This window comes from Prosthecobacter sp. (assembly GCF_044222345.1).
GTDB lineage: Bacteria > Verrucomicrobiota > Verrucomicrobiia > Verrucomicrobiales > Verrucomicrobiaceae > Prosthecobacter.
The window spans coordinates 1-23,662 of sequence record NZ_JBGANL010000056.1 but is presented as its reverse complement, the minus strand read 5'-3'; the positions used below and the strand labels follow the sequence as shown (position 1 = coordinate 23,662).

16 protein-coding genes are annotated in these 23,662 nt (G+C 60.5%); 7 read left to right on the top strand and 9 right to left on the bottom strand.

All coding sequences use genetic code 11. The features are described 5' to 3' along the window. The first annotated feature begins 47 nt into the window (after positions 1-47). A complete protein-coding gene (locus ACILSL_RS22280) occupies positions 48-1,184 on the top strand; it encodes a transposase (RefSeq protein WP_395734271.1) in 1,137 nt (378 codons plus the stop codon). An 85-nt stretch (positions 1,185-1,269) separates the two neighbouring features. On the opposite strand, the gene ACILSL_RS22275 is transcribed toward ACILSL_RS22280, so the two are convergent. Both ACILSL_RS22275 and ACILSL_RS22270 read right to left on the bottom strand, forming a co-directional pair. Further along, positions 1,270-2,148, bottom strand: a complete 879-nt coding sequence (locus ACILSL_RS22275; RefSeq protein ID WP_395734270.1) for a hypothetical protein — start codon at positions 2,146-2,148, stop codon at positions 1,270-1,272. Between the two features lie 89 nt (positions 2,149-2,237). Then, positions 2,238-5,051, bottom strand: coding sequence for a response regulator (locus ACILSL_RS22270; protein WP_395734269.1), 2,814 nt, complete (start codon positions 5,049-5,051; stop codon positions 2,238-2,240). A 269-nt stretch (positions 5,052-5,320) separates the two neighbouring features. Here ACILSL_RS22270 and ACILSL_RS22265 point away from each other — a divergent pair, with 269 nt between their 5' ends. Both ACILSL_RS22265 and ACILSL_RS22260 read left to right on the top strand, forming a co-directional pair. Next, complete coding sequence (locus ACILSL_RS22265; RefSeq protein ID WP_395734268.1) at positions 5,321-6,640, top strand: hypothetical protein; 1,320 nt, start codon at positions 5,321-5,323, stop codon at positions 6,638-6,640. Further along, entirely contained in the window at positions 6,637-8,142 is a 1,506-nt protein-coding gene (locus ACILSL_RS22260; protein WP_395734267.1) for a tetratricopeptide repeat protein, read from the top strand. Before ACILSL_RS22265 ends, ACILSL_RS22260 begins: the two co-directional genes overlap by 4 nt. On the opposite strand, the gene ACILSL_RS22255 is transcribed toward ACILSL_RS22260, so the two are convergent. Together ACILSL_RS22255 and ACILSL_RS22250 are read right to left on the bottom strand one after the other, a co-directional pair. Beyond that, a complete protein-coding gene (locus tag ACILSL_RS22255; protein WP_395734266.1) occupies positions 8,139-9,230 on the bottom strand; it encodes a PA0069 family radical SAM protein in 1,092 nt (363 codons plus the stop codon). The genes ACILSL_RS22260 and ACILSL_RS22255 overlap by 4 nt on opposite strands. Before the next feature lie 580 nt (positions 9,231-9,810). After that, on the bottom strand, positions 9,811-10,608 hold the full coding sequence (locus tag ACILSL_RS22250; protein WP_395734265.1) for a ParA family protein: 798 nt from the start codon (positions 10,606-10,608) through the stop codon (positions 9,811-9,813). A 52-nt stretch (positions 10,609-10,660) separates the two neighbouring features. On the opposite strand from ACILSL_RS22250, the gene ACILSL_RS22245 reads away from it, so the two are divergent. Next, positions 10,661-13,795 carry a DEAD/DEAH box helicase gene (locus tag ACILSL_RS22245; protein ID WP_395734264.1) on the top strand — a complete coding sequence of 1,045 codons (3,135 nt, stop codon included), beginning with the start codon at positions 10,661-10,663 and terminating at the stop codon, positions 13,793-13,795. A gap of 97 nt (positions 13,796-13,892) precedes the next feature. After that, positions 13,893-15,029, top strand: coding sequence for a transposase (locus tag ACILSL_RS22240; RefSeq protein WP_395734263.1), 1,137 nt, complete (start codon positions 13,893-13,895; stop codon positions 15,027-15,029). A 142-nt stretch (positions 15,030-15,171) separates the two neighbouring features. On the opposite strand, the gene ACILSL_RS22235 is transcribed toward ACILSL_RS22240, so the two are convergent. The 4 genes from ACILSL_RS22235 to ACILSL_RS22220 all read right to left on the bottom strand — a co-directional run bounded on the left by ACILSL_RS22235 (position 15,172) and on the right by ACILSL_RS22220 (position 20,055). Further along, complete coding sequence (locus ACILSL_RS22235) at positions 15,172-17,190, bottom strand: alpha/beta hydrolase family protein (protein ID WP_395734262.1); 2,019 nt, start codon at positions 17,188-17,190, stop codon at positions 15,172-15,174. Between the two features lie 69 nt (positions 17,191-17,259). Beyond that, the gene (locus ACILSL_RS22230; RefSeq protein ID WP_395734261.1) at positions 17,260-18,528 is read right to left on the bottom strand and encodes a right-handed parallel beta-helix repeat-containing protein; all 1,269 of its coding nucleotides are present in this window, start codon (positions 18,526-18,528) and stop codon (positions 17,260-17,262) included. A 107-nt stretch (positions 18,529-18,635) separates the two neighbouring features. Beyond that, a complete protein-coding gene (locus ACILSL_RS22225) occupies positions 18,636-19,523 on the bottom strand; it encodes a UDP-2,3-diacylglucosamine diphosphatase (RefSeq protein WP_395734260.1) in 888 nt (295 codons plus the stop codon). Between the two features lie 292 nt (positions 19,524-19,815). Further along, entirely contained in the window at positions 19,816-20,055 is a 240-nt protein-coding gene (locus tag ACILSL_RS22220; RefSeq protein WP_395734259.1) for a hypothetical protein, read from the bottom strand. A 377-nt stretch (positions 20,056-20,432) separates the two neighbouring features. Here ACILSL_RS22220 and ACILSL_RS22215 point away from each other — a divergent pair, with 377 nt between their 5' ends. Continuing rightward, entirely contained in the window at positions 20,433-21,137 is a 705-nt protein-coding gene (locus tag ACILSL_RS22215) for a response regulator transcription factor (RefSeq protein WP_395734258.1), read from the top strand. A 13-nt stretch (positions 21,138-21,150) separates the two neighbouring features. After that, the gene (locus tag ACILSL_RS22210; protein ID WP_395734281.1) at positions 21,151-22,260 is read left to right on the top strand and encodes a sensor histidine kinase; all 1,110 of its coding nucleotides are present in this window, start codon (positions 21,151-21,153) and stop codon (positions 22,258-22,260) included. A 345-nt stretch (positions 22,261-22,605) separates the two neighbouring features. Here ACILSL_RS22210 and ACILSL_RS22205 read toward each other — a convergent pair whose 3' ends face one another. Continuing rightward, positions 22,606-23,268: a hypothetical protein gene (locus ACILSL_RS22205; protein WP_395734257.1), complete on the bottom strand. Its 663-nt coding sequence runs from the start codon at positions 23,266-23,268 to the stop codon at positions 22,606-22,608. Between the last annotated feature and the right edge of the window lie 394 nt (positions 23,269-23,662).

Genomic DNA, 23,662 nt, shown 5'->3' with positions numbered 1-23,662 from the left:
GGCATTTAGTGATTGATTCTTGCCGAAAATGACTCAGTGTCGGCGGCATGAAATCGACTCAGTTTGCTGATTCCCAGGTGCTCCCGCTCGAAGAGCAGCTCGTTGGCGTGAATGCGAAAACGGGCCTCTATCCTGGCGCGCGTTCCTGGTCCGGCGGCCGGTTTCGCATCCTGGGGAAGGGGCCGCTGGAGTCGTATTGCTACCATGTCATGTCGCGGACTTGCGGTGGAGAGGTGCTCTTTGATGACGTGGAAAAAGAAGCGCTGCGCCGCGTGATCTGGCGGATGGCGGAGTTCTCCGGGGTCAAGGTGGCGACCTACTGCATCATGGGCAATCATTTCCACCTGCTGGCGGAGGTGCCGCACCGGCAGACGTGGCTGCAGCGGTTTGAGGGGCCTGACGGCGAAGCAAAGCTCTTTGAGCATCTGCGCACACTCTACAGCCGTGCCTACCTGGGCCTGCTGCGCGATGAATTGAAGGATCTGCGCGCACGCGGCATGGCGGTGCTGGCGGAGCAGCGGGTGGACGCATTGAAGAAGCGCTTCTGCGATCTCTCCCTCTTCGTCAAAGAGGTCAAAGAGCGCTTCAGCCGCTGGTTCAACAAGCGGCGCGGACGTCGTGGCACGCTGTGGATGGACCGCTTCAAGAGTGTCATCGTCGAAGGCAAAGGCGAAACGCTGCGCACCATGGCCGCCTACATCGATCTCAATCCCGTGCGCGCCGGCCTCGTCAAAGATCCCAAGGACTACCGCTGGTGCGGCTACGCCGAAGCCCTCGGCGGCAGCCGCAGGGCGCAGCGTGGACTCTGCAAGGCGCTGAGCAAACCGGTGGACGGCTGGAAAAGTGCGGGCGCTGCGGAGGCGTATCGCTGCCTGCTGCATGCGGAGGGTCGCGAAGTGAAGGACGCGCAAAACGAAAACGTGCTGCGCCGCGGCGTGAGCGCCGAGTCCGCACGTGCTGTTCTGGCCAAAGGCGGCAAGCTCAGCCCTGCGGAGCTGGTGCATTTGCGCGTGCGCTACTTCAGCGATGGCATCGCGCTGGGGAGCAAGGAGTTTGTGGAAGGTCTCTTCATGGAGCAGCGGGAGCACTTCGGGCCCAGGCGAAAACGCGGCAGCCGTCGCATGGCAGAGTCAGACGAACCCTTCTACACGCTGCGGCAGCTCCGCACGCGGCCTCTGAGCTGACGAAAGGTTGCGCACGTCACCTCTTGATAGGGCTGCCTTCCTTCACTGATCGAGATGCATGTCCAGCATCTTTCGGTGTCATTCTTCATGCTTCGACCAGGGAAAATGCCCCCATGCTTTTTCCTGTAGAGAGACAATAAACACGGCCAGATGTCGATACTCCCCAATCTAATCGTGGCGAGGCATGCAACTTGCCCCAGTTTTCATCGAGTTCATTCACCAAACGGGTTTTTCCTGTATTCCATGTAAGTTCCCAAATGCGGAAGCCGCCAGGGTGTGCTGCTCCATGGATTAAATAGTTTCCACCCCTGGGCGAATGTCTCACCCATTGAATTCTGCCATACTCCGCAGGTATGGTTTGATGCTCAACAGCTCCGTTCCACGAATACCTGGTGATACGGTTGTTGGCATATAAGACCAAGCATTGCTCCTCGCCAAAAAGTACATCAAGCACAGCAAACTCAGCCATTGGAAAACTCATTTCATGACTGCTGTTCTTTAATGTAAGCTGCCCTCCATCACCCCATCCAGCCAGGGCCATCATTCCCAAAACAGAGTCCCCAAAACATTGCTTGCCGGGAAGTGTCGAAATAATGTTTCCGTCGATGCCGATCTCGAACACCCCATCTGATTCCGTGGCGCACAATATTCGATCAGGAAGGCGGGAGTGGGCAAGCATTTGAGGCTTTGGCACTTCAATTAATGACTCTAATTCGCCTGAGTCACACCGAGTAAAGCCCACTATGTTTTTCCGAAATGATGCGGTAATACACAATGTATGTTCGTGAATATACAGCAGCCGGCTTCCTCCCGAGTCGTAAGTCGCCACATTGATTTTACGGAGACACTGCACCCCGCATGACACATATAAAAATCTATCAAGATCGATGGCGGCTGCATGAAGCGAAGATTGTGAAACTGACCAGTCAAGGCACAGCTCTTTGAGATTTGTGTCAGGTTTCATTCTTTTTGGGGATGTTTACCCGACATTTCATTTTTGCATAAACGAAAGACACTCACGGTCAGCGCTCTCGCCTTATGATGAAGGAGGGCTCACTCCAGCTCCTTCGCAAACTCCGCCAGCGCTTCCCGCAGCCGCCCGATTTCATCCGTCACCTGCGCGAGCAGCTTGCCCGCCTGCAGCAGATTCCCATTTCGCGTGCATTGAGTCAGCGCGGTCACCGCGTTGAAGGCCGGTGCGGCGGCGTAATTCCCCACCAGTCCCTGCAAAGAATGGGCGGCTTCATGCAGCGCTTCGGCATCCAGTTCATGGAGCGCCAGGCAGGCATGGCCGAGCATGGGCTGCGACTCCTCAAAGAACAGCCGGATCAGCTCCAGCATCAGCGGACCATCGCCAATGTTATCGCAGAAAGTAGCGGCGTCGAACACGGGCTCGTGGCACGCCGCACCGCAGGGCAGGGGATCCGTCGTGGCGTTCTCGCTGCGGCTGGCATGCTTTTCCAGCAGGGGATAAAGCTCCGTCGAGTGAATGGGCTTGGCGATGTAGTCATCCATCCCCGCAGCCAGGCACTGCTCGCGATCCCCCTTCATCGCATTCGCCGTCATGGCGATGATCGGCACATGCCGGCCGGTGCCCGCCTCGCTTTCTCGGATGGCCTGCGTGGCCTCAAATCCATTCATCTCAGGCATCTGGATGTCCATGAGGATCGCATCGAAACTCTGCCCGGCGAGGATGTCCAAAGCCTCGCGTCCATTGCAGGCCAGCGTGACCTCATGCCCGCGGTCCTCCAGCATCTTGATGGCCACGAGCTGGTTCACCCGGCCATCCTCCGCCAGCAGCAGCTTCATCGGCGCCAGGCTCTGCGGCCCCGGCATGTCATAGGCGCCGCCCGTTTTATCATCGGCCATCAGCCCGCCCATCACACGGCTGATCGTATCAAAGAGATCCGAGTGCTTCACCGGTTTGGTCAGGCAGCGTTCATAGCCCAGATTTTCATCGCCGATCTCGGCGGTCAGATTGCCACCGGAGGAGAGGATCAAAATCTTCGGGGCGCTGTCGCCAAACCGTTCCCGGATCTGGCGGCAAACTTCTGCGCCATCCATCTCCGGCATCATGTAGTCCAGCAGCACCAGCGGGATGGGCGCGCCTTCCGCCTGGGCCTGCTCCAAAAGATCCAAAGCCTCCGCACCACTGGCGGCTAGGAGCGGCCGCAGCTCCCAGGCCTTGAGCATCTCCTCGAGGATCGTGCGGTTCGTCGCATTGTCATCCACCACCAGCACCCGGAACTCGCGCAGTTGATCGGGCAGCAGGCGCGCCGCGTCCGGCTTCTGGGGGGCCAGTTCAAACTGTGCGGTGAAGTGGAAGACGCTGCCCTTGCCCGGCTCGCTCTCCAGCCACATGCGCCCCTGCATCAGCTCCACCAGCTGCCTGGAAATGGTCAGGCCCAGCCCGGTGCCGCCAAAGCGCCGCGTCGTGGAGCTCTCCGCCTGCGTGAAGGATTCAAACACGTTGGCCTGCTTGTCCTTGGCGATGCCGATGCCCGTGTCAGACACCTGCACATGCAGGGTCACCCGGTCCTCCGTCCGGCTCTCCACGCGCAGCTCCACCACGATCTCCCCACGCGGCGTGAACTTGATGGCATTTCCTACCAGATTGAGAATGATCTGCCGCAGTCGGCAGATGTCGCCGATCAGGCAGTCCGGCACGTCGGGTTTCACCAGATATGCCAGCTCGATCTCCTTCTCCGCCGAGCGCAGCGCCAGCGTTTGCAGGGTGTCCCCGATGGAGTCGCGCAGGTCAAACTCATGGCTGTCCAGGTCCATCTTGCCGGCCTCGATCTTGGAGAAATCCAGGATGTCATTGAGCACCGTCATCAGTGAATCCGCCGACTGCCGTACGAGGTTCAAGTAACCGCGCTGATCCGAGGTCATGCGCGTGTTCAGCAGCAGCTCCGTCATGCCCAGCACTCCGTTCATCGGCGTGCGGATCTCATGGCTCATGTTTGCGAGGAAGGTGCTCTTGGCCTGGTTCGCCGCCTCCGCCGCTGCACGCGCCATGCGCAGCTCGTCCTCCGTCTGAATGCGCTGGGTGATGTTGCGCGCCGCCGCATAGATCGCCGTCTTCCCCGCATTCGGCGCAGCCGTCCACTCGATCCACAGGTAGCCGCCGTTCTTGTGCTTGTAGCGATTGATGAAATTCACCAGGTTCAGCCCCGCCTCCAGCCGCTCCACCGCCGCCACGGTTTTCGGCCGGTCCTCAGGATGCACAAATTCCAGGAAAGGCTGGCCCAGCATCTCTTTCTCCGTGTAGCCCAGTGTGGTGCAGAAGGCCGGATTGATGCGCTTAAAATACCCGTCCATGCCCGCGATGCACAGCATGTCCAGCGCCACCTGGAAGAAGGGGCCCAGCCCGCTGCTGGCCTCCTCCGCCTCACGCTTGGCGCGCACGAGTTCGTCTTCCACGCGCTCGCGCAGCGCCAGCTGCTGCACCAGTTCCAGCTTCGTCTGCTGCAGCTCCGCCATGGACTGCTCCAGCAGCGCCTTCTGCGAAGCCAGAGCGGCATTGGCTTTGTACAGCGCCTCCTCGGTCTCCTTGAGCGCCGTGATGTCCTTGGAAATTCCGCAGGTGCCGATGATGCCGCCATCCGCATCGCGCAGCGGGATCTTCGTCACCAGCGCCCAGCCCGTGCGCCCGTCCAGCAGCCGCTTTTTCTCCTCCTTGCCGGTGATGGACCGGCCCATCCGCATCAGCTCCAGCTCATCCTCCATGGCGGCCTGCGCCAGTGCGGGCTCGAAGTAATCGAAGTCCGTTTTGCCGATCACCTCCGCCGGATCGCAGGCCCCCAGATACTCCGCCTCAGACCGGCTCACCAGCACAAACGCCCCCTGCTTGTCCTTGAAATGCACGCAAATGCGAAATCGAATCCAGTAGGCAGCTGAGCAGCCTGTAGTGCTCAACACTGCTTAAAATCGGCGCACAGGAAGCCGGAGTGGCTCTGTCCGCCGGTGCATGGGCTGGCTTGGCGACGTCGGGCATCAGCCACCTAATACGGCCATCGGCAAAATTGGCAAGGCTGGCATGAGGGCGGGGATGCTCAAAAACCCTCGTTGCCTCCCGGGCGGTCTGAGATACAGGTTTGAGGTTGCCGCATCCTTCGTATCAGTCACTCTCTTGCATGGACGAAACCCTCAAACGCATCTACAACGCCTTCGATCCTTCGCCCCTCCACAAAGGCCAGCAGGCTTTGTATGTCGATCTTGATGAGGTGCGCGGTCACAGCGGAATCGTCTCACATCTGAAAAAGAAGATATTGCTGACCAACGGACCGTCATGTCAGGTGCTGACCGGCCATCGCGGCAGCGGCAAAAGCACCGAACTTTGGCAGCTTCGGCAGGCTCTTGAAACTCCCACCAACGGAGCGGATCGCATGTTTGTGGTCCAGGTTCAGGCCGATGATGAACTTGATCGCAATGACATTGATTTCCCGGATGTTCTCATTGCCATGATCCGCCAGATTGCGGGCCAGCTTCGTGAGCGTGCAGGAATCGAACTGAAGCCCGGTTATTTCAAAGACCGCTGGCAGCGGCTCAAGGAACTCGCATTCAGCGAGGTCTCGCTGGATGAAATGGAGCTCGAGGTGGGCATGGCCAAGATTACCAGCACCATTCGCAGCAGTCCCGAGTCTCGCCGCAAGATCCGCGAGGCATTGGAGCCTGACACTGACAACTGGCTCAGCGCGGCCAATGACATCATTGGGGAGGCCGTTCTTAAGCTTAACGAGAAAGGCTGCCGCGGCCTCGTGGTCGTTGTGGATGACCTTGATAAAATGATCACCCGGGAGATCAAGGACACCGGCATGCTGACCACCGAGCGGCTTTTCATCCACCGCTCCGCCCAGCTCACCGCCTTCAAGTGCCACGTCATCTACACGCTGCCGATTGAGCTGGCCTATTCCCATCATGACGCCAATATCCGGCGCGTTTATGGCGGGCATCTTCCGGTGGTGCCGATGACCAAGATCGAGACACCGCCTCCGGAGAATAAGGCATTCACTCCCGGGATTAAAAAATTCCGCGAAATCATCAGCGCCCGGCTCACCAGTGTAGGCGCGGGTGATGACGTTCTTTTTCAATCTGGCAAAGTGCGCGACGACCTCATCAAGCTCACCGGCGGCCAGCCCACGGAACTCATGAACTTCATCCGCGAGGCGCTTGTCACCGATGGCCTGCCCATCACTAGCCAAGGGGTGAAGCGCTGCCGTTTTGAGCTCATGCGCAGCTATCGCCGTCAGCTTCGTGCCGATCACTGGCTTCTCATCGAAGAAGCGCGCCGCACAGGCCAGATCGAACGCACGGAGGGCAATGAAAAAGCCTTCCGCCAGCTTCTCGACAGCCGTGCCCTGCTTCTCTATCGCAACGATGAAGAATGGTATGGCGTCAACCCGGCCATTGATCAGTTGCAACCGCCCGCGTCCCGTCCTGCCGGACAACCATGAGCCGGAACCTCCAGTCGGTTGTGAAGGAAGAAGCCCCTGACACACATCGTCAGGTCCAGGAACTCGCCGCGTTTCGCCGCATGCTGCAGTTCTCCGAAGGGACCTTCTCGCTGAGCTTTGCGGTCTGCGATAGCCGGTCTTTACGTGACTCGCTGGTCAAACGCTTCTGCGATGAGACCCCCGGCATTCTCGTCGTCACGCTTCCCGCCGGTGTGGAAAGCGTGCTGCGTCATGTCGAATCTCAAATCACAGACGTTCCACCCCGTGCCGTCTTCATCCTCGACATCGAGGCCAGCATTCCATCTGGCAGTGAAAACCAGCCTACGCTGCGCGTTCTCAATGCCTCGCGCGAACGCTGGGAAAAGCTCCGCTGCCCCGTCGTCTTCTGGCTGGCCGAATACGCCATCACCCTCCTCTACGACCACGCCCCCGACTTCTGGCGCTACCGCAGCCACCAGTTTGAATTTGTGCCGGAACCTGTGCCGATTGAGCAGCTTAGAAGTGAGGCTTTCTCTGGTTACGACATGGTCGATGCCCTTCCTTACGACGAAAAGGCTTTTCGCGTCATCGAACTGGAGCGCCGTATAAGCGAGGCGGGCGATCCGCCCTCGGCGGAGTTGTTGCCTCATGTATTAATGTGGGTTTATGAACTGGCTCGCTTATACGAGCACGCCAGTCGTTATCGAGAAGCTGAGCTACGCCTCCGTCGCGCATTAGAATGGTCTAAAGATGCCTTCGGGGATAGTCCTTCCAAAACTATCGATGCTCTCGGCAACCTTGCTTCATTGCTACATACTACGAACCGGCTGGTAGAAGCGGAACTGCTGATGCGCGAGGCATTGGAGATCGGCGAGGCTTGCTTTGGTTCGGAGCACCGCCAAGTTGCTATCCATCTAAGTAATCTCGCATCATTACTTCAGGATACGAATCGGCTGACGGAAGCAGAGCCGCTGATTCGTCGGGCCTTGCAGATTGACGAGTCCAGTTTTGGCTCGGAGCATGCCAAGGTTGGAGCTGATCTTAATAACCTCGCGGACTTACTCAAGGACATGAACCGGCTGACAGAGGCGGAACCGCTGATGCGCCGGGCATTGCACATCAGCGAGGCCTGCTTCGGCCCGAAACATCCCACAGTAGCCATTCTCCTCAATAATCTTGCCTCGTTGCTACACCATACAAACAGGATGGCAGAGGCAGAGCCCCTGCTTCGTCGGGCCTTGCAGATCGACGAGGCTAGTTTTGGTTCGGAAAATCCTAAGGTCGCTCGAGATCTTAACAATCTCGCGCTGGTGCTTCAGGACACGAGCAAGCTGGCGGAGGCTGAGCCGCTGATGCATCGAGCTTTGCGTATTTCGATCAACATTTTGGGTGCTGATCACCCCAATTCTCAAAAGGCTCTCCACAACTACACTTCCCTCCTCCAGGCTATGAAACTCTCTGAATCCGAAATTCAGCAGCGCATCAAGGAGGCGACAGAGGGAGGAACTCCAGTTCACCCTTAGAACAACTCCATCTGCCCACCCGCATCCCGTGGCCGCCGAAACGCCTCCGCGCTCACCTCCGGCCTCCGGTGCAGCATGCCGGCACGTTTGACCGACACCTTGAACATCGCCGCGATCTGCTCCGACCACACGCCCATGCCCTTGAGCCGCTTGCCAAATTCACCGTGAGACATCGTCTTCCCCTGTGTCTCCTCGATGCGGCTCAGAATCTTGTCCCGCATGCCGGGGAAGTGCTGGTCCAGCCACGCGCGAAACACGTCCTTCACCGCAAAGGGCAGCCGCACCACGGTGTATCCCGCAAACTGCGCCCCCGCCGCGTGCGCGGCCTCAATCAGCGCGGGGATTTCCGAATCGTTCAGCCCGGGGATGATCGGCGCGGTGGAGACGCCCACCGGCACACCCGCCTCATGCAGCAGGCGGATCGCCTCCAGCCGCATCTTCGGCGATGACGCACGCGGCTCCAGCTTGCGCGCCAGTTCAGAATCCAGCGTCGTGATTGATATATACACCGCCGTCGCCGCATGCCGCGCCAGCTCCGCCAGCAGATCCACATCCCGCGTGATGAGGTGGTTCTTCGTGATCAGCACCACCGGATGGCGGCACTCGGCCAGCACTTCCAGGCAGCCCCGCGTGATGCGCAGCTTTTTCTCAATCGGCTGGTAGCAGTCCGTCACGCCGCTGAGCGAGAGCGTCACCGGTTTGTAGCTCGGCTTCAGCAGCTCGGCGCGCAGCAGGGCAGGGGCGTTCTCCTTGACCATGATGCGGGACTCAAAGTCCACCCCGGCGGAGAAGCCCAGGTACTCATGCGTGGGCCGCGCATAGCAGTAGGCGCAGCCATGTTCGCAGCCACGGTAGGGATTCAGGCTGGCCTCAAAGGGCAGGTCCGGGCTGCTGTTGCGCGAGATGACCGAAGACGAATGATCCCGCAGAAACTTTGTGGCCACCTTTTCCGGCGCTTCGCCGGCGTCGTAGTCCACATGCAGCTCCGCGAACCGCTGGTCCGGATTGTGTCCGGCGCCGCGCCCATGGATGCCCTTCGCGTTCGGCACGCCGCGCGGGGATTCTTCATGGGGCGATTGCCAAGACATGGGTGATTCTTACGCCGCCCACGCCGCAAAGGCCATGGCCCTCATTGCTGGGAGCGCCAGTTTTTAGAGCATTCTAAATTATTTCGTGTCCTACAAATCCTGGGCGGCAAACGCGGTTCTCCCTCTCCCCGCCCATAAAAAACGACAACCAACCCATTTTCTCTTCGGGGAACCGGAGCGCAGCGGAGATAGACTGCTCAGGCAGCCCGAAGGGCGAACGAAGTGAGTCAAAGGGCTGGGGTGAGGGGAAGCCCGGCGGCTTCGCAGGCATACGGCGCGGCCCCCTCACCCTAACCTTTGACTTCATCGATCTCCGCTGCGCTACGGTTCCCCCAACATATGCTGGACGATATTTCGCCCTCGAGGGGGGAGATGGGATTCGCTTCTAGGCGCGCCTCGCCATGAATGAGAAGTGAGGCTATGAAATAATTTAAAACGCTCTAACTGGCCGAAGCGCTCACGCCAGCCACCTCTTCCACACCGCCTCCATGGCTTCCTCCTCGCACCTCGCCTGGGCACGTTCGTCCAGAGCCGGTTAAAAAACCAGCGCTCCCAGCCAAACCCCGCCGCTCCTCCAGTGCTAAGCTGCCGCCACGGCGGGAGCTTGTGCCAGCGTGCGCCGGGCCAGGAATTCATCCGCCAGCGCCCGGTAAGCCTGCGCACCACGGCCGGAGGGCTCATACTCGATGATGCTTTTGCCAAAGCTCGGCGCCTCGCCCAGGCGCACCGTGCGCGGGATCAGCGTCTGGTAGCAGGTCTCGGCAAAGTAATTGCGCACGTCATTGACCACCTGGTTCGCCAGATTGGCGCGGCTGTCATACATCGTCATGACAATGCCTTCCAGCAGCAGGTTCGGATTCGCTCCGCACTCGCGGATCTGCTGCACCACATTCACGATCTTGGAAAGACCTTCGAGGCCAAAATACTCGCACTGGATGGGCACCACCAATTCGTCAGCCGCCGCGAGGGCGCCCGTCATCAGCACGCCGAGGGAGGGTGGGGTGTCCAGAATGGCGTAGTCAAAATGGCCGGAATCACGCAGCGGAGCCAGCACTTCCTTCAGGCGGGCCATATGATTGCCCGCCTGGGCCAGCTCGATTTCACAACCCGCCAGCTCCTGATGGGAGCGGATGATGGAGAGGTTTGGCAGCCGGGTGCTGCGGATGGCCAGACGCGGGTCCGTGCCTTCCACGAGGGCGGAATACAGGCTCCCGCCGTCTTCCTGAGCCAGCCCGAGTCCGCTGGTGGCATTCGCCTGGGGGTCAAGATCCACCAGCAATACCCGCACCCCGCGCTGGGTGAGGCACGCGGCGAGGTTCAAAGCGGTCGTCGTTTTACCGACGCCGCCTTTCTGGTTGGAAATGGCGACAATCCTCATAGGTACTTGGCACTGGACTTTGCAGATAAACCATGGGACACGCCAGCACGAAATGGAAATCACAGAGAAATGGCTCGGAGAAATTGGCGGTTGGGCGGTGATGAAGTCCGCACGCTCCTTGGTGGATGCCGGTCTGGCCGTCGTCACCAGCAGCAGTGACGGCCTCATCCGCGGCACCGCGGGCTCTGGAAAACTGAAATTCACCACCGGCCTGCGCATCCGCACCTCCTCGGATGTGGAAAACCTCTGCACCTGCCCCCACGCCCGCCGCAGCGGCATGATGTGCGAGCACGCCTTGGCCGTGGCCCTCGCTCATGTGCGTGAGCAAAGCGGTGCCAGCAGGCCGCGTTCCGGTGGCGCGAGTTACGCAGCACCGGCGTCAGCCGCCTCGGGAAGATCGGGCAGTGGAGTCCCGGGTTCGGCCAGTTCCGGAGCCTCCACCGTTACAAAGCCCCGCCTCACCCCGCTCCAAATCCCCGGCCAGTACTCCCTCTACCTCCCCGAACCCCTCCTGCAGGGCCAAGTCCGCGAGCCCTTCGGCGTCTTCGTCAAATACACCCCCGGCGGCGAGGGCGAGTCCTCCCTCTTCGCCGCCTGGCTCGCCAGTCAGGGGATCAAGCAGCCCCAGAGCCTCCCCATCTCCCTCAAAGGCGCGGGCCTGAACACCTTCCTGGAAACTCTGGCCGAGCACCCCCGCGTCTTCGTCGGCAAGCCAAACGGCCAGGAGCGCCCCCTCCATGTGGCCCCTGAGCTGGTGCGCCTGCCGCTGGTGGTCGAGTCCGTCGATGCCCAAACCGTCCGCCTCAAACTGGAGGGTGCTCACCAAAAGCACGTCATGGGCGCGTGGTGGATCTGCCAGGAGACCGCCTCCCTCTTCCGCCACTTGGCCGACACCCCGGCCCTCGCCACCCTTGCGGGAGAGCTGAGTCGTTCAAACGTTATCAAGCCGTTACGTTGGCTGGCAGAGCAGGGGGAGTCTCTAGGCGAATGCTTCCAGATGGAACTGCGCGGCGCTGGCCTGGAGAAATTCCACGTCGCCCCCGTGCCCTGCCAGTTCGAAATCCAGCTCGACGGCTCGCTTCAGGTGGTGGATGTGAAACTATCCGCCCGTTACAATACGCACACCTGGCCCGTGCGACATTCCGATGGCACTCATTCCATCTTCCCACTTCAAGATGAATCAAATGGCTTTGTATTCTACATCCAAAACATAGAGGCAGAATTTCGCCTTTTGCGCCGTTTGGAGGCCCTCGGATTCAAGCCTGAGGGGCAGGTCCTGCGACTGCAGGGCAGTGAGAACGTCCTGCGCTTCTACGCCTCCGAACTCCCACAGCTTCGTAACCTCGCTACCGTTACAGAAGGAGAGCGCTGGCGCTCCGCGACTGGCGGCATCCAGCGCATCGCACCCAAGACCAAGTTCGTCCCTGCCGATGGGCAGAGGGGCGGCGGCGACTGGCTCAGCATGGAGTTCGCCTACGAATCCACCGACGGCTTCCGCCTTCCCCGTGCCGAAGTTTTGCGCCTCGTCCGCTCCGGCCAAAGCTCGGTCAGAGGTGCCAATGGCAAGCGTTACATTCTCGACATCGCCGCGGTGGATGATTTGGAGGAATCCCTGCGGGATGTCCCCATGGAGCTCACCCCTGAAGGTGCTCGCGTCCACGGAGCCCACGCCGCCTATTTTGGCGATGAAGCCGCAGGCGTTGCTAACGAGATCAGCATTACAAGCAGTGAGGTGCTGGCAGAGATTGGCGATCTCGCCGGCATGCTCCGCCCTTACCAGATGGAAGGCGTCTGCTGGATGACCTCCCGCATCCTGCGTGGGCGCGGCGGCATCCTGGCCGATGAGATGGGTCTGGGCAAAACCGTCCAGAGCATCGCCGTGGCGCTCTTCCTTAAGCAGCGCAAAGGCGACCAGTGTGGCCCCATGATGGTCGTCTGCCCCAAGTCCCTCCTCGGCAACTGGCAGTCCGAGTTCGAGCGCTTCGCACCCACCCTGAAGGTGCTTCAAATTCAGGGCGCAGGCCGCGAAAAAGCGCTCGGCACGATTTCCTCTTTTGACGTGATATTGACCTCTTATCAATTGATCATCAGAGATATTAAACATTACCAAAATATCCGCTTTGGTTTAATTCTTCTGGACGAAGCCAGTTTCATCCGCAACCCCGACACCGACGCCGCCAAGACCCTCCGCAGCCTCCATTGCAGCGGCCGGATCGCCCTCACCGGCACCCCTTTGGAGAACGGCGTGCGCGATTTGTGGTCCATTTTCCACTTCGCCCTGCCGGGGTATTTGGGAAATCAGAGCTCCTTCAAAGAGCGTTTTGAAAGCCCCATCCAGTCCGGTCTGGACCTCCCCGCAGGCCGCGCCGCCGCCCAGCGCCTGCAAAAACTGACCCTCCCCTATTTCCTCCGCCGCACCAAACGCCAGGTGCTCAAGGACCTGCCCGAGAAGATCGAGCAGGTCCTGTGGTGCACCCCCAGCGCCGCGCAGAGCGAATTCTACCGCAAGATTTTGGAAGAAGGCCGCGAGGAGATCAAAGCCGCCCGCCGCCGCTCCGGCCAGAACGGCGCCAAGATGACCATGTTCACCGTGCTCCTGCGCCTCCGCCAGGTCTGCTGCGATCTCCGCCTCACCGGCGTCCAGCCCGACGCCCTCAAAGGCCTCGGCCAGGACGACCTCTCCGGCAAATGGCCCGCCCTCCTCGGGCAGATCGAATCCGTCATGGAGTCCGGCGGCAAGCTCCTCGTCTTCAGCCAGTTCGTCCGCTTTTTGCACCTCATGCGCGACCACCTGAAGGCCGAAAAACTCGACCACGCCTACCTCGACGGCAGCAGCCAGGACCGCTCCGCGCAGGTCGCCCGCTTCCAGAAAGACCCGCACTGCCGCATCTTCCTCATCAGCCTCAAAGCCGGCGGCTACGGCCTCAACCTCACCGCCGCCGACAACGTCATCCTCGCCGACCCCTGGTGGAATCCCGCCGTCGAATCCCAGGCCATCGACCGCGCCCACCGCATCGGCCAGCAGAAAGTCGTCAACGCCTACCGCCTCGCCATCCGCGGCACCGTCGAAGAACGCATCCTCAAACTCCAGGCCCAAAAACGCGGCCTCGTCGAAGCCGCCCTCAACGACCAAACCCCCATGATGGAAGGCCTCACCGAAGACGATCTGGAGTCCCTGATCCAGTAAAGAGTCCCCAAGCTCCAGCTTGCTCGAACGCCGGTTCTAAAATAATGCCAGGCATTTAGTTGTTGCACCCGTTGCCGTTCCTCGCACATTCCGCCCCATGAAGCATGCCCAATCCTCTGATCCTCAGTCGCTCCCGCTTGAGGAGCAGCTTGTCGGTGTGAATGCGAAAACCGGCCTCTATCCCGGCGCGCGTTCCTGGTCTGGCGGGCGGTTCCGTGTGCTGGGCAAAGGCCCGCTGGAGTCCTACTGCTACCACGTCATGTCACGCACCTGCGGCGGCGAGGTGCTGTTTGATGACGTGGAAAAAGAGGCGCTGCGCCGCGTGATCTGGCGCATGGCCGAATTCTCCGGCATCAAGGTGGTCACCTACTGCGTCATGGGTAATCACTTCCACCTGCTGGCCGAGGTGCCGCACCGCGACACCTGGCTGCAGCGCTTCGACGGCCCCGAGGGCGAGGCACGGCTCTTCGACCACCTCCGCACGCTCTACAGCCGCGCTTATCTGGGCCTGCTGCGCGATGAACTCGCCGACTTCCGCGCGCGTGGCATGGCCGTCCTGGCCGAGCAGCGGATCGCCGCTCTCAAAAAACGCTTCTGCGACCTCTCGCTCTTCGTCAAAGAGGTCAAAGAACGCTTCAGCCGCTGGTTCAACAAGCGCCGCGGACGCCACGGCACGCTGTGGATGGACCGCTTTAAGAGCGTCATCGTCGAAGGCAAAGGCGAAGCCCTGCGCACCATGGCCGCCTACATCGATCTCAATCCCGTGCGCGCCGGCCTTGTTAAAGATCCCAAGGACTACCGCTGGTGTGGCTACGCCGAAGCCCTCGGCGGCAGCCGCAGGGCCCAGCGCGGCCTGTGCAAAGCGCAGGGCAAACCGGTGGACGGCTGGAAGAGCAGCGGCGCTGCCGAAGCCTACCGCTGCCTGCTGCACGCCGAGGGGCGAGAAATCAAAGACGCGCAGAATGAGAAGGTGGTATCTCGTGGCATCAGCGCCGAGTCCGCACGCACCGTGCTGGCGGAAAAAGGCAAGCTCAGCCCCGCCGAACTTGTGCACCTGCGCGTGCGCTACTTCAGCGACGGCGTGGCCCTGGGCAGCCAGGCCTTCGTGGAAGGCGTCTTCAGTGCGCAGCGCGATCTCTTCGGGCCGAAGCGCAAAAAAGGCGCGCGCCGCATGCCTGAGTCAGATGCGCCCTTCTACACGCTGCGGCAGTTGCGACGTCGGCCTCTGAGTTGATGCGCAGGCAGCAAACACGGCGCGCACTTCGCGAGCCGGGCGCACAGGCCACTCGTCCGCCTGGCACCCCGTCCTGAGCCACCACAGACCAGCACCCCATGCCACGCCCCACCATCCGGCGCGGCGTGGTCCGCGCACCCGCCTACTTCAGCAGCCACTCCACCAGCCCTGCCTCCGGGTCTTTGCCCTCACCACGCACCCAGCGCTGGTGCGGCCCCTGCACCTTGAGCATCCCTGGCAGGTCCAGATACTTCGCGCCACCCGGCAGGAACATCGCATCACGATAATCCAGCACCTTCCCAAAGCGGAAGCCATGCGTGTCATACGCCGCACGGTCGATCGCCTCGCCCGCCACCGCACGCGCCGCCACCGCGATGGGTCCCGTCTGTTCACCCAGCGCCGCGATGCACACCGACTTCGGACTCGGGTGCGTGCCCACCTTCGTGTTCCGCAGGAAAGTCGTCAGCGTCAGCACATCATGCGTCCGCTGCGCAAAGAGCGCGCTGTTGTAGCCATACGTGTATCCCGCAAACTCACGCGGATTCGCCACCAGCCGGTTCTGTTTCGCCAGTTCGGTCCCTTGAAACAGCAGATCCACCCCCAGCACCGCCGCGCCACCCTTCACCACTTCCTTCACCTGCGCGTTCGCGATGCCGGACTTGCCCGCATCATCCAGCCAGATCACCACACGGCCGTTCCACTCCTTCGGGTACAGCCAGGCCACGCTCAGCTCCTCGTTGTAGGTCTTGTTCGTCAGCGTCCCCGTCATTTCCAGGTGGTCACCGCGGTCCTGCTTGTCCTTCAGCGTCCACTCCACCTCGCCCGCCTTGTCATACGTCCGGCCGATCACCACTTCGATGCCCTCACGCAACACCTTCGGATCAGCCGCCTTCACCTGCTTTTCAGCATCCTCAGCAAGGTACTTCAGCAGCTTCCGCTCAAACTCCACATCACCCGCTTTCGGGGCAGGGTGCTTCTCATCCCAAACTGTCAGCTGCTCCCGCGTCAGCGGCTCATAGTCCTTCTCGATCACCGGCGCTTCCTGCCCCAGCTTGAAGTGCTTGTTCACAAACGTGTAAAATGCCGAGCGCGTCACCGCATTGTAGTTGTGCGGGAAGTGCTCCCCGCGCAGCAGGAAGACATTGTCCTTCTTGCCAAAGGTCGTGTACAGCTTCTGCAGATCAGGAAAACCCTTCGTCGCCATTTCCTTCGTCCAGTCATTCGCCGTGTTCATGCCCTGCGGCTTCGGCGCAAAGAGGCCCGCAAATTCCACATTGCCCGTGTTGATCCGCAGCAGCGAAGTGTTCTCGCACGTGCAGCCACCCTGCATCGCCGTGCTCACCATTACGCATGGAAAGGAAAGCTTGATGCGGTCGTCAATCGCCGCCAGCAGCATCGTCTGCGTGCCACCACCGCTCGCACCCGTGATCGCCGTGCGCTCTGGATCCACCTCTGGCAAAGACAGCAGGAAGTCCAGCCCACGCACCGCGTTCCACGTCTGCAGCCCCATGATCGACTGCAGGTGCGCCTCCGCCTGGGGGCTGTACAGCCCCCAGTTTTCCGCCGTGTTCATCTCCGGCCGCTGCTTCGCAAATGTGTGCACGATCTCACGCGGGATCTGCACTGAGTCCGAATCACTCAGCATGTCCCACTGCCACACCACGCAGCCCATCCGCGCCAGTTGAATGCAGAGCGATTGAAAAATGCTCTTCCCGCCCCGCTCAAAACGCTCGCCCCCCGCCGCGATCTCCGCCCGCACCTTCGCATCCGTCTCAATCGAAAGCCGCGCATCCTTCCAGTGCCCGTGCGCAAACATCACCCCCGGCACCTTGCCCTTGATCACCTTCGGCTTCCACAGGCTCCCCGTCACAAAAAATCCCGGCGCACTCTCAAAGTACACCTTCTCCACCGTGAAGCCATCCCCCTCCACCTTCCCGTGCACCACCGCATTCAGCGGCGTCTTCGTCGGCATCGGCCACAGCCCCTCCGCCACCAGGATCTGCCTCCGCACCTGCTCCCTCCGCACATCCCACTCACTCAGCGAAGACGGCGGATTGAAAGGAAAATACCCGTTCAGATCCTTCGGCGCCTGCAGCCGGCTGTCCTCAGCACGGACAAGAGACGACGCGAGAACAGCAAGGAGAAGCAGCTTGGATTTCATGGTGGTTGAGTGAAGCGCATTCTAACGCTCCGAGCAGGCAAAGTTCATCATGCGAGCGAAACGAAAGCACTAAAACCCCTCGCTCCGGCTGCCTTCAATCACGATCCGCTTCGTCTCCGGCCCCTGCTTCACCTCCACACGCGCCTTCCCGCCCCGTGTTTCCGTAAACTGGTTCTCGCTGATCGTGATCGCTTCCGTCCCGCCCTGGATGTCGATCACCGCCCCGCCTTCGGGCGCGTTGTCGATGAAGCGGTTCTTCTCGATCCGGTTGCGGTGCCCCGCAAAGTCCGGGCCGCGTTCCGGGCGGAAGAGCAGACCGTTCACCTTGCTGCCCCGGATCGTGTTCCCCGTCACCAGATTGTCCGTGTCACGATGGCCGATGGAAACCCCAACGCGGTTCCCCTCGATCTGATTGCCCTCCGCCAGCCCATACTTCACGCCCCAGCAGAAGAAAATCCCGATGTTATTCCCGCGCAGCGTGCTGTTGCGGATGATCGGCCTTTGCGAGCCGCTCCCCGGGTGCAAACCCAGCCCGCTGTTGTTTTCGCTCACGCAGTTTTCCACCACCACATCATGGCAGATCTGCCAGCTGATCCCATCCCCGTGGTTGTTGCGCGCCGTCACCCCGCTGATGTGGAAGCGGTTGCAGTCCTGCAGAAAAATGCAGCCCGCGTAGTTCCCATCCAGCTCCGCATTGTGCTCACGGTTGCCGTCCAGCACCAGATTCTCGATCCTCACATCATTCACAAATTCGCCGCTCAGCAGCGGAAACAGCGTCGCGCACGTCGCCTCGTTCATCTGCCACAGGTTCTCACGCAGCGCCTTGTCTAGCTTGAAGCGGTTCCCGCTCCGCGCCACCAGCGTCCGCTTGATCACCGTCTGCCGTCCCGTCTTCGCATCCTTCGCCCGCAGGCACACCCCGTCCCCCACGCGGAATCCGCTCGCATCATGCAGCGTGATCTCCTGGTCATACCAGTCGCTGTCCAGTTTCAGCGGCGTCATCACAGACGGCTCCTTGATCAGCACCGTCTTGTCGCCTTCGCCCGTCAGGTTCACCCCCGACTGCAAATACACCGCATTCCGCAGCCGGTACGTCCCCGCCTTCAGGTGCACCGTTCCGCCACCCAGCCGCGCCAAGTAGTCCACCGCCGCCTGGATCGCCCGCTGATCACTGCCCACGATGTCCGCATCCTGCGGCCCCACCGTGATCCTCAGCCCCTCCTCCCACTTCGGCTGCACCGCCGTGTCACCGCTCGTCTGGCGCGGCACCGTCACCGCAGGACGCTCCGCAGCGGGAAGGGGAGCCACAAGAGCAAGGCAGAGCAAAAATCGTTTCATCCTCCAACCAACGTCCCCCAGCCGCCTCAGCTTTCCCCATACTCAATCTGCCCGCTCCAAGCTCAATCGCACCCAACAACCAAGAACCAACAACCCTGCACCCACCCCTACACCCCCGCCATCTCCTCCGCATCCTCCTCCTCACCCGCCTCAGACGCCACCACTGGCGCAGGCAGGCCCAGCGGCCGGTGGCTGATGTCGCTCACATTCATGCTCAGGTCCGTGCCCTTCGGCGCACGTCCCGTCAGGCGGCAGAAGTCATGATAACTGAGCACCTCAAACGTCCGGTCCAGATGCTCCACCACCACCGTCATGCTCTCCACCCAGTCGCCTGAGTTCAGGTAGTGCACGTCCTCGATCATCTTGTCCGCCGGCGTGTGGATGTGGCCGCAGATGATCCCATGGCAGTCCTTCCACTTCGCCAGCTTCTGCAGCTGCTCCTCATACCGCCCCACAAAGCTCACCGCGCCCTTCACCTTCATCTTCACCCACCGGCTCAGCGAAAAGGCCTCCTGGTTCCGCCAGCGCAGCCAGGCGTTGTACATCCGGTTCACGCGCAGCAGCAGCTCATAGCCCACCGCGCCCACCTTCGCCAGCCACACATGGTTCGTCGTCACATGGTCAAATCCATCCCCGTGCACCACCAGGTAGCGCCCGTGCGGAGATTCATGGATGTGCTCGTCCACCAGAGACAGCCCCGCCAGCTTGAACGGCAGAAACTTCTCCAGGATGTCATCGTGATTTCCGCGCAGGTAGATCACCTCCGTGTTCTCCTTCTCCATCTTTTTCAGCACCGTCCGCACAAAGTGCGTGTGCTCCTGCCTCCAGCGCCCTGAGCTCTTCAGCGCCCACACATCGATGATGTCACCATTGAGCACCAGCTTCTCGCACTTGCAGTGCCGGATCAGATGCGCCGCCTGCACCGCCTTCGAGTCCGCCATGCCCAGATGCACGTCGGACATGAACAGCGTCTTGATGCGAAGTTTCGTTTTCATAGGAAGCAGAGAAGGGAAGGGGAGGGGGTCCGTTTGCCGCCGCCACTCATCCACCTCCGCCAAACACGCGGACACACTGTGAATAGTAACGACCTTGTCACCAGACATCGCCCTTCACCGCCCGCTGTGAAACACCCCAAGTAAAACGTTTTCGTCACCCGGCCTGCCACCACTCCCTTCCACCCCGCGATCCCACACTACACCGCACCACCCCATCCATAATCCTGTCATTCCCACCATCCTGTAAATCTTGTCCAACCACCCCGCACAGCCCATCCACACCGCCACCGCCTCACCACTTCGGCATCTTCGAAGCCTGCAGCGTGAGGTCCATTTCATGCATCCGCTTGGTCTCCACCGCCGGCGCGCTCTCCTGCTGCGCCTGCCGGCTCTCAAACGCCCGCCACACCGACCACAGGCACGTCACAAACAGTCCCACCGCCATGATCGGCCCGCCATGATGGCGGATAAAGCGCGTCTGCTTGCGCCATTGGAGGAAGCATCGGAGTTCATCATGTCGTGGCTTGAACATGCCCCATCATTGAGACGAGCCTCCCTCTGCCTCAAACGCTACCTCGTCACAATAATGTGACCACCCTGCTGTCAGCCGTTCGCAGTGCCCCCAGCTCCATCCGTCGTTTCCGTCCCTTCTGTCCTTTGCGTCCTTTTCAAGCCTCCACCACACCGTCCCCATGCAGCGCCCAAAACCAAAACCACCACCGCCTCAGCCCTTCAAACCCATCAAAATCCCACGCCTCAGCCACCCCCGCTCCACACACCCTTTTTCCTTCACCACCTTCCGCAACAAATCCGTCACACTCACCCCGCTCACACACTCTGCGACGAGATCGTAACATGCTTGTCTTTGGCAGCCCTCCATTCCTGCCGTCACAGTCTCGTCACCCGAACATGAGCAGAATCCTGGTAGTCGATGATGAGAAGGATATTGTCGAACTCGTAAGCCTCCACCTCCAGCGAGAAGGCCACGAAGTCGACTCCGTGGGCAATGGACTCGCCGTCCTCCCCATGGCCGTCAAGACCGCCCCCGACCTCATCGTCCTCGACATCATGCTCCCCGGCATCGACGGCGTCCAGGTCCACCGCCGCCTCCGCGCAGACACCCGCACACGCCACATCCCCGTCATCATGCTCACCGCACGTGCGCAGACGAATGACCGCATCGCCGGGCTCGAAAGCGGCGCGGACGACTACCTCACCAAGCCCTTCAGCCCCCGCGAGCTCATGCTCCGCATCGGCGCCGTCCTCCGCCGCTCCCAGAAAGTCGTCATGCTCGCAGAGCAGCGCATCGGCGAGTTCCTCCTCGACCGCAAAAACATGTCCCTCTCCATCAGCGGAAAGCTTGTCGAACTCACCATCACCGAGCTCAAGCTCATCACCACCCTCATGGCCAATCCGGACGTCATCCACTCCCGCAGCGAGCTCCTCAGCGCCGTCTGGGGTTACGCAGACGACACCCACTCCCGCACCCTCGACACCCACATCAAACGCCTGCGCGACAAGCTCGGAGACCACGGCCGCCACATCGGCACCCTGCGCCGCCAGGGCTACCTCTTCCACAGCACCATCCAGGAGCTCGCAGACGCAGAAGCATGACACTATGCAGGTGATGACGGCCCCGGCGCAGGCAGCACAAAAAACAGAGCAGGCAGAAACCGCCTCGCCCATGTGCATGCAGGACGACTGCCGCCTCTTTGGCACCCTCCTCAATGAAGCCCCCCAGGGCATCCTCGTCATTGACGACACCGACACCATCGTCTTCGCCAATCTCGCCATGAGCGTCATGCTCCTCCCGCATTCGTTGGAGGAAGGCCGCCCCCTCGGCACCGCACCCAGCCTGGAGGCCATCACCCGCATCATCGCAGACGCCCGCGCCCGCCGCGCCCGCGTCGAAGGGGAGCTCCGCCTCCCGCTCCCCCACTCCTACGCCGCCGAGTGGAGCCATGAGCGCCACTACCACCTCTCCGCCTCCCCCTGGAGCGAAGGCCCCCGCACCGGTATCTGGGTCATGGTCGAAGACCGCACCGAGCACGACACCATCGCCCAGACCCGCCAGGACTTCGTCACCAGCGCCGGGCATGAGCTCCGCACCCCCCTCTCCCTCATCCACGGCTACATCGAGACGCTGAAAAGCGGCATGATCAAAAACACCACCTCCCTGGTGCGCTGCCTCGATGTCATGGAAAAGCACTCCCGCCGCATGATGCGCATCATCGACGACATGCTCACCATCTCCCGGCTTGAAGGACTCGAAGAACCCCTCAAGACCGAAACCTTTCTCGTCCGCGCCTGCGTGCATGATGCCATCGAGCATCTCACCCCCCTCATCGAGATCCGCCAGCCCCACATCACCCTCGACTTCCCGCCCGAAGGCGGCCTCCTCAGCGGCGATCGCTTCTACTGGGATCAGATCTTCTCCAATCTCATCGAAAACGCCCTCAAAGAAAATCCCCGCACCGGCCTCCGCATCGCCATCACCGGCCGCTGGACCCAGCACGAGTGCATCATCACCGTCACCGATGACGGCATCGGCATCCGTCCCGAAGACCTCCCCTACGTCTTCAAGCGCTTCTACCGCAGCACCCAGGAGTCCAAAGGCACCGGCCTCGGCCTCTCCATCGTCAAGCGCGCCATCGAAGTCCACGGCGGCACCATCGACCTCGAAAGCCACCCCGGCCTCAGCACGCAATTCACCATCCGCGTACCCTTGCCCGGCTAGATTCGTCCTCGTCCTCGATCCTCTCGCTCTGCCAACATCCAGCGCGAAGAACACCGGTTCACTTCGTCCCCGTCCTCCTACTCGAGCTCGTCCTCGATCCCTCTGCGCCGCAAACACCCAGCGCAGGAATCAACACAGCGCCCCCGAGCCTCCACCTCTACGCACTGTAGTACCGGTTTTCACGTCCTTCGAAGCCTCGGCGAAGCAGGAAGCCGGCTCCGGTCTCCCCACTCGCAGCGTACTCCACGTCAGCCCACTCCGGCTCCCGTCCCACAGCAGCATTTGGCGAATTTACGGCCTTGTTTGTTTGCACGCTTTTTCAACTGGGTTCTTCGAACGGCTGCATTATTTTTTCAAATCCTGAACTGGCTCTTCTCTGAATATGCTTGCTTTCATTGGTCCAGGATCAGCAAGGGCAATCCCGAGGCCGGAATGAGGCAATCCTTGCGCCTCTTTCCATGTATCCAACATAAAATCGGCCATGCCTGAATACCATCCAGCATCAGGATTTGGTTTGACGTTGCTTCCAGCAAAGGGATCGGGAACACCTTGTTTGCCAACACATGACATTTCGAAAGTATTCTTTCCCAGCAGGCCTTTGACCGAATTGCCATTTATAGTAAGAACATCGAAGCCACGTGTATTCTGATACAATGGACCGGGAGAACTAGTAGTCTCGCGCAGTTGCCAAAATCTTTTTTCTGCAACTGTTGAATCAGGGTATTCCCGCACATCAACGGTCACCAGAATTTTCTGAGCGATGTTTTTTGGGCTATCGATCACAAACACATATTCAGCGCTGTTATAGTTATCGAGAGATTCGTTGGCCACCGAGGAAGGCTTAACGGAAGCCATAAAATCTTTTTCCTGCGGCTTGTAAGGTTTTAGTCGCATGTTCAAAACTCCCCGTAATTTTTCAAAAATCACGGCGCTCGTATCAGCCGACCAAGAAAACGGAACGACAATGAACTGAATTAAAGCAATGATAAATAGAAAGCGTGTTTTCATTTTTTAGTAAACTTCATTGATAAAAAAGATGCCAGGCATTATGTACACATAGCCTGATATAAAATATTCTAATTCAATGGGTGCACAATGCGAATGCGCAAGCCGATCAGGCGCGCGCGTGCACTTCTCACACGGCTCTATTCACGAAAAAAGCCCCTTAACCGAGTGTCATCCAAGCCTGGCATTTTGTCCTGGCACCGCACCTCAGTGCTGGGAGCGCCGATGTCCACATCGGCTCCGGCGAGCGTCCCTGCGCCATCGCCACGGAAATGGAGTGACCCCGAACTTTGAGCCAGTTTCTATGAGAGTCTTGGGTGTGCTTGCGGCTTTGTTGGTTGGTTTCGTTTACTATGGGGGATTGTGCTGCCTTCAGGGTGACGGAGCGTAGCGGAGT

Bases quoted from the DNA above. Each gene is read 5' to 3' on its own strand.
- ACILSL_RS22280 (WP_395734271.1), top strand. From the start codon at position 48: ATGAAATCGACTCAGTTTGCTGATTCCCAGGTGCTCCCGCTCGAAGAG.
- ACILSL_RS22275 (WP_395734270.1), bottom strand. From the start codon at position 2,148: ATGAAACCTGACACAAATCTCAAAGAGCTGTGCCTTGACTGGTCAGTT.
- ACILSL_RS22265 (WP_395734268.1), top strand. From the start codon at position 5,321: ATGGACGAAACCCTCAAACGCATCTACAACGCCTTCGATCCTTCGCCC.
- ACILSL_RS22260 (WP_395734267.1), top strand. From the start codon at position 6,637: ATGAGCCGGAACCTCCAGTCGGTTGTGAAGGAAGAAGCCCCTGACACA.
- ACILSL_RS22255 (WP_395734266.1), bottom strand. From the start codon at position 9,230: ATGTCTTGGCAATCGCCCCATGAAGAATCCCCGCGCGGCGTGCCGAAC.
- ACILSL_RS22250 (WP_395734265.1), bottom strand. From the start codon at position 10,608: ATGAGGATTGTCGCCATTTCCAACCAGAAAGGCGGCGTCGGTAAAACG.
- ACILSL_RS22245 (WP_395734264.1), top strand. From the start codon at position 10,661: ATGGAAATCACAGAGAAATGGCTCGGAGAAATTGGCGGTTGGGCGGTG.
- ACILSL_RS22240 (WP_395734263.1), top strand. From the start codon at position 13,893: ATGAAGCATGCCCAATCCTCTGATCCTCAGTCGCTCCCGCTTGAGGAG.
- ACILSL_RS22235 (WP_395734262.1), bottom strand. From the start codon at position 17,190: ATGAAATCCAAGCTGCTTCTCCTTGCTGTTCTCGCGTCGTCTCTTGTC.
- ACILSL_RS22230 (WP_395734261.1), bottom strand. From the start codon at position 18,528: ATGAAACGATTTTTGCTCTGCCTTGCTCTTGTGGCTCCCCTTCCCGCT.
- ACILSL_RS22225 (WP_395734260.1), bottom strand. From the start codon at position 19,523: ATGAAAACGAAACTTCGCATCAAGACGCTGTTCATGTCCGACGTGCAT.
- ACILSL_RS22220 (WP_395734259.1), bottom strand. From the start codon at position 20,055: ATGTTCAAGCCACGACATGATGAACTCCGATGCTTCCTCCAATGGCGC.
- ACILSL_RS22215 (WP_395734258.1), top strand. From the start codon at position 20,433: ATGAGCAGAATCCTGGTAGTCGATGATGAGAAGGATATTGTCGAACTC.
- ACILSL_RS22210 (WP_395734281.1), top strand. From the start codon at position 21,151: ATGACGGCCCCGGCGCAGGCAGCACAAAAAACAGAGCAGGCAGAAACC.
- ACILSL_RS22205 (WP_395734257.1), bottom strand. From the start codon at position 23,268: ATGAAAACACGCTTTCTATTTATCATTGCTTTAATTCAGTTCATTGTC.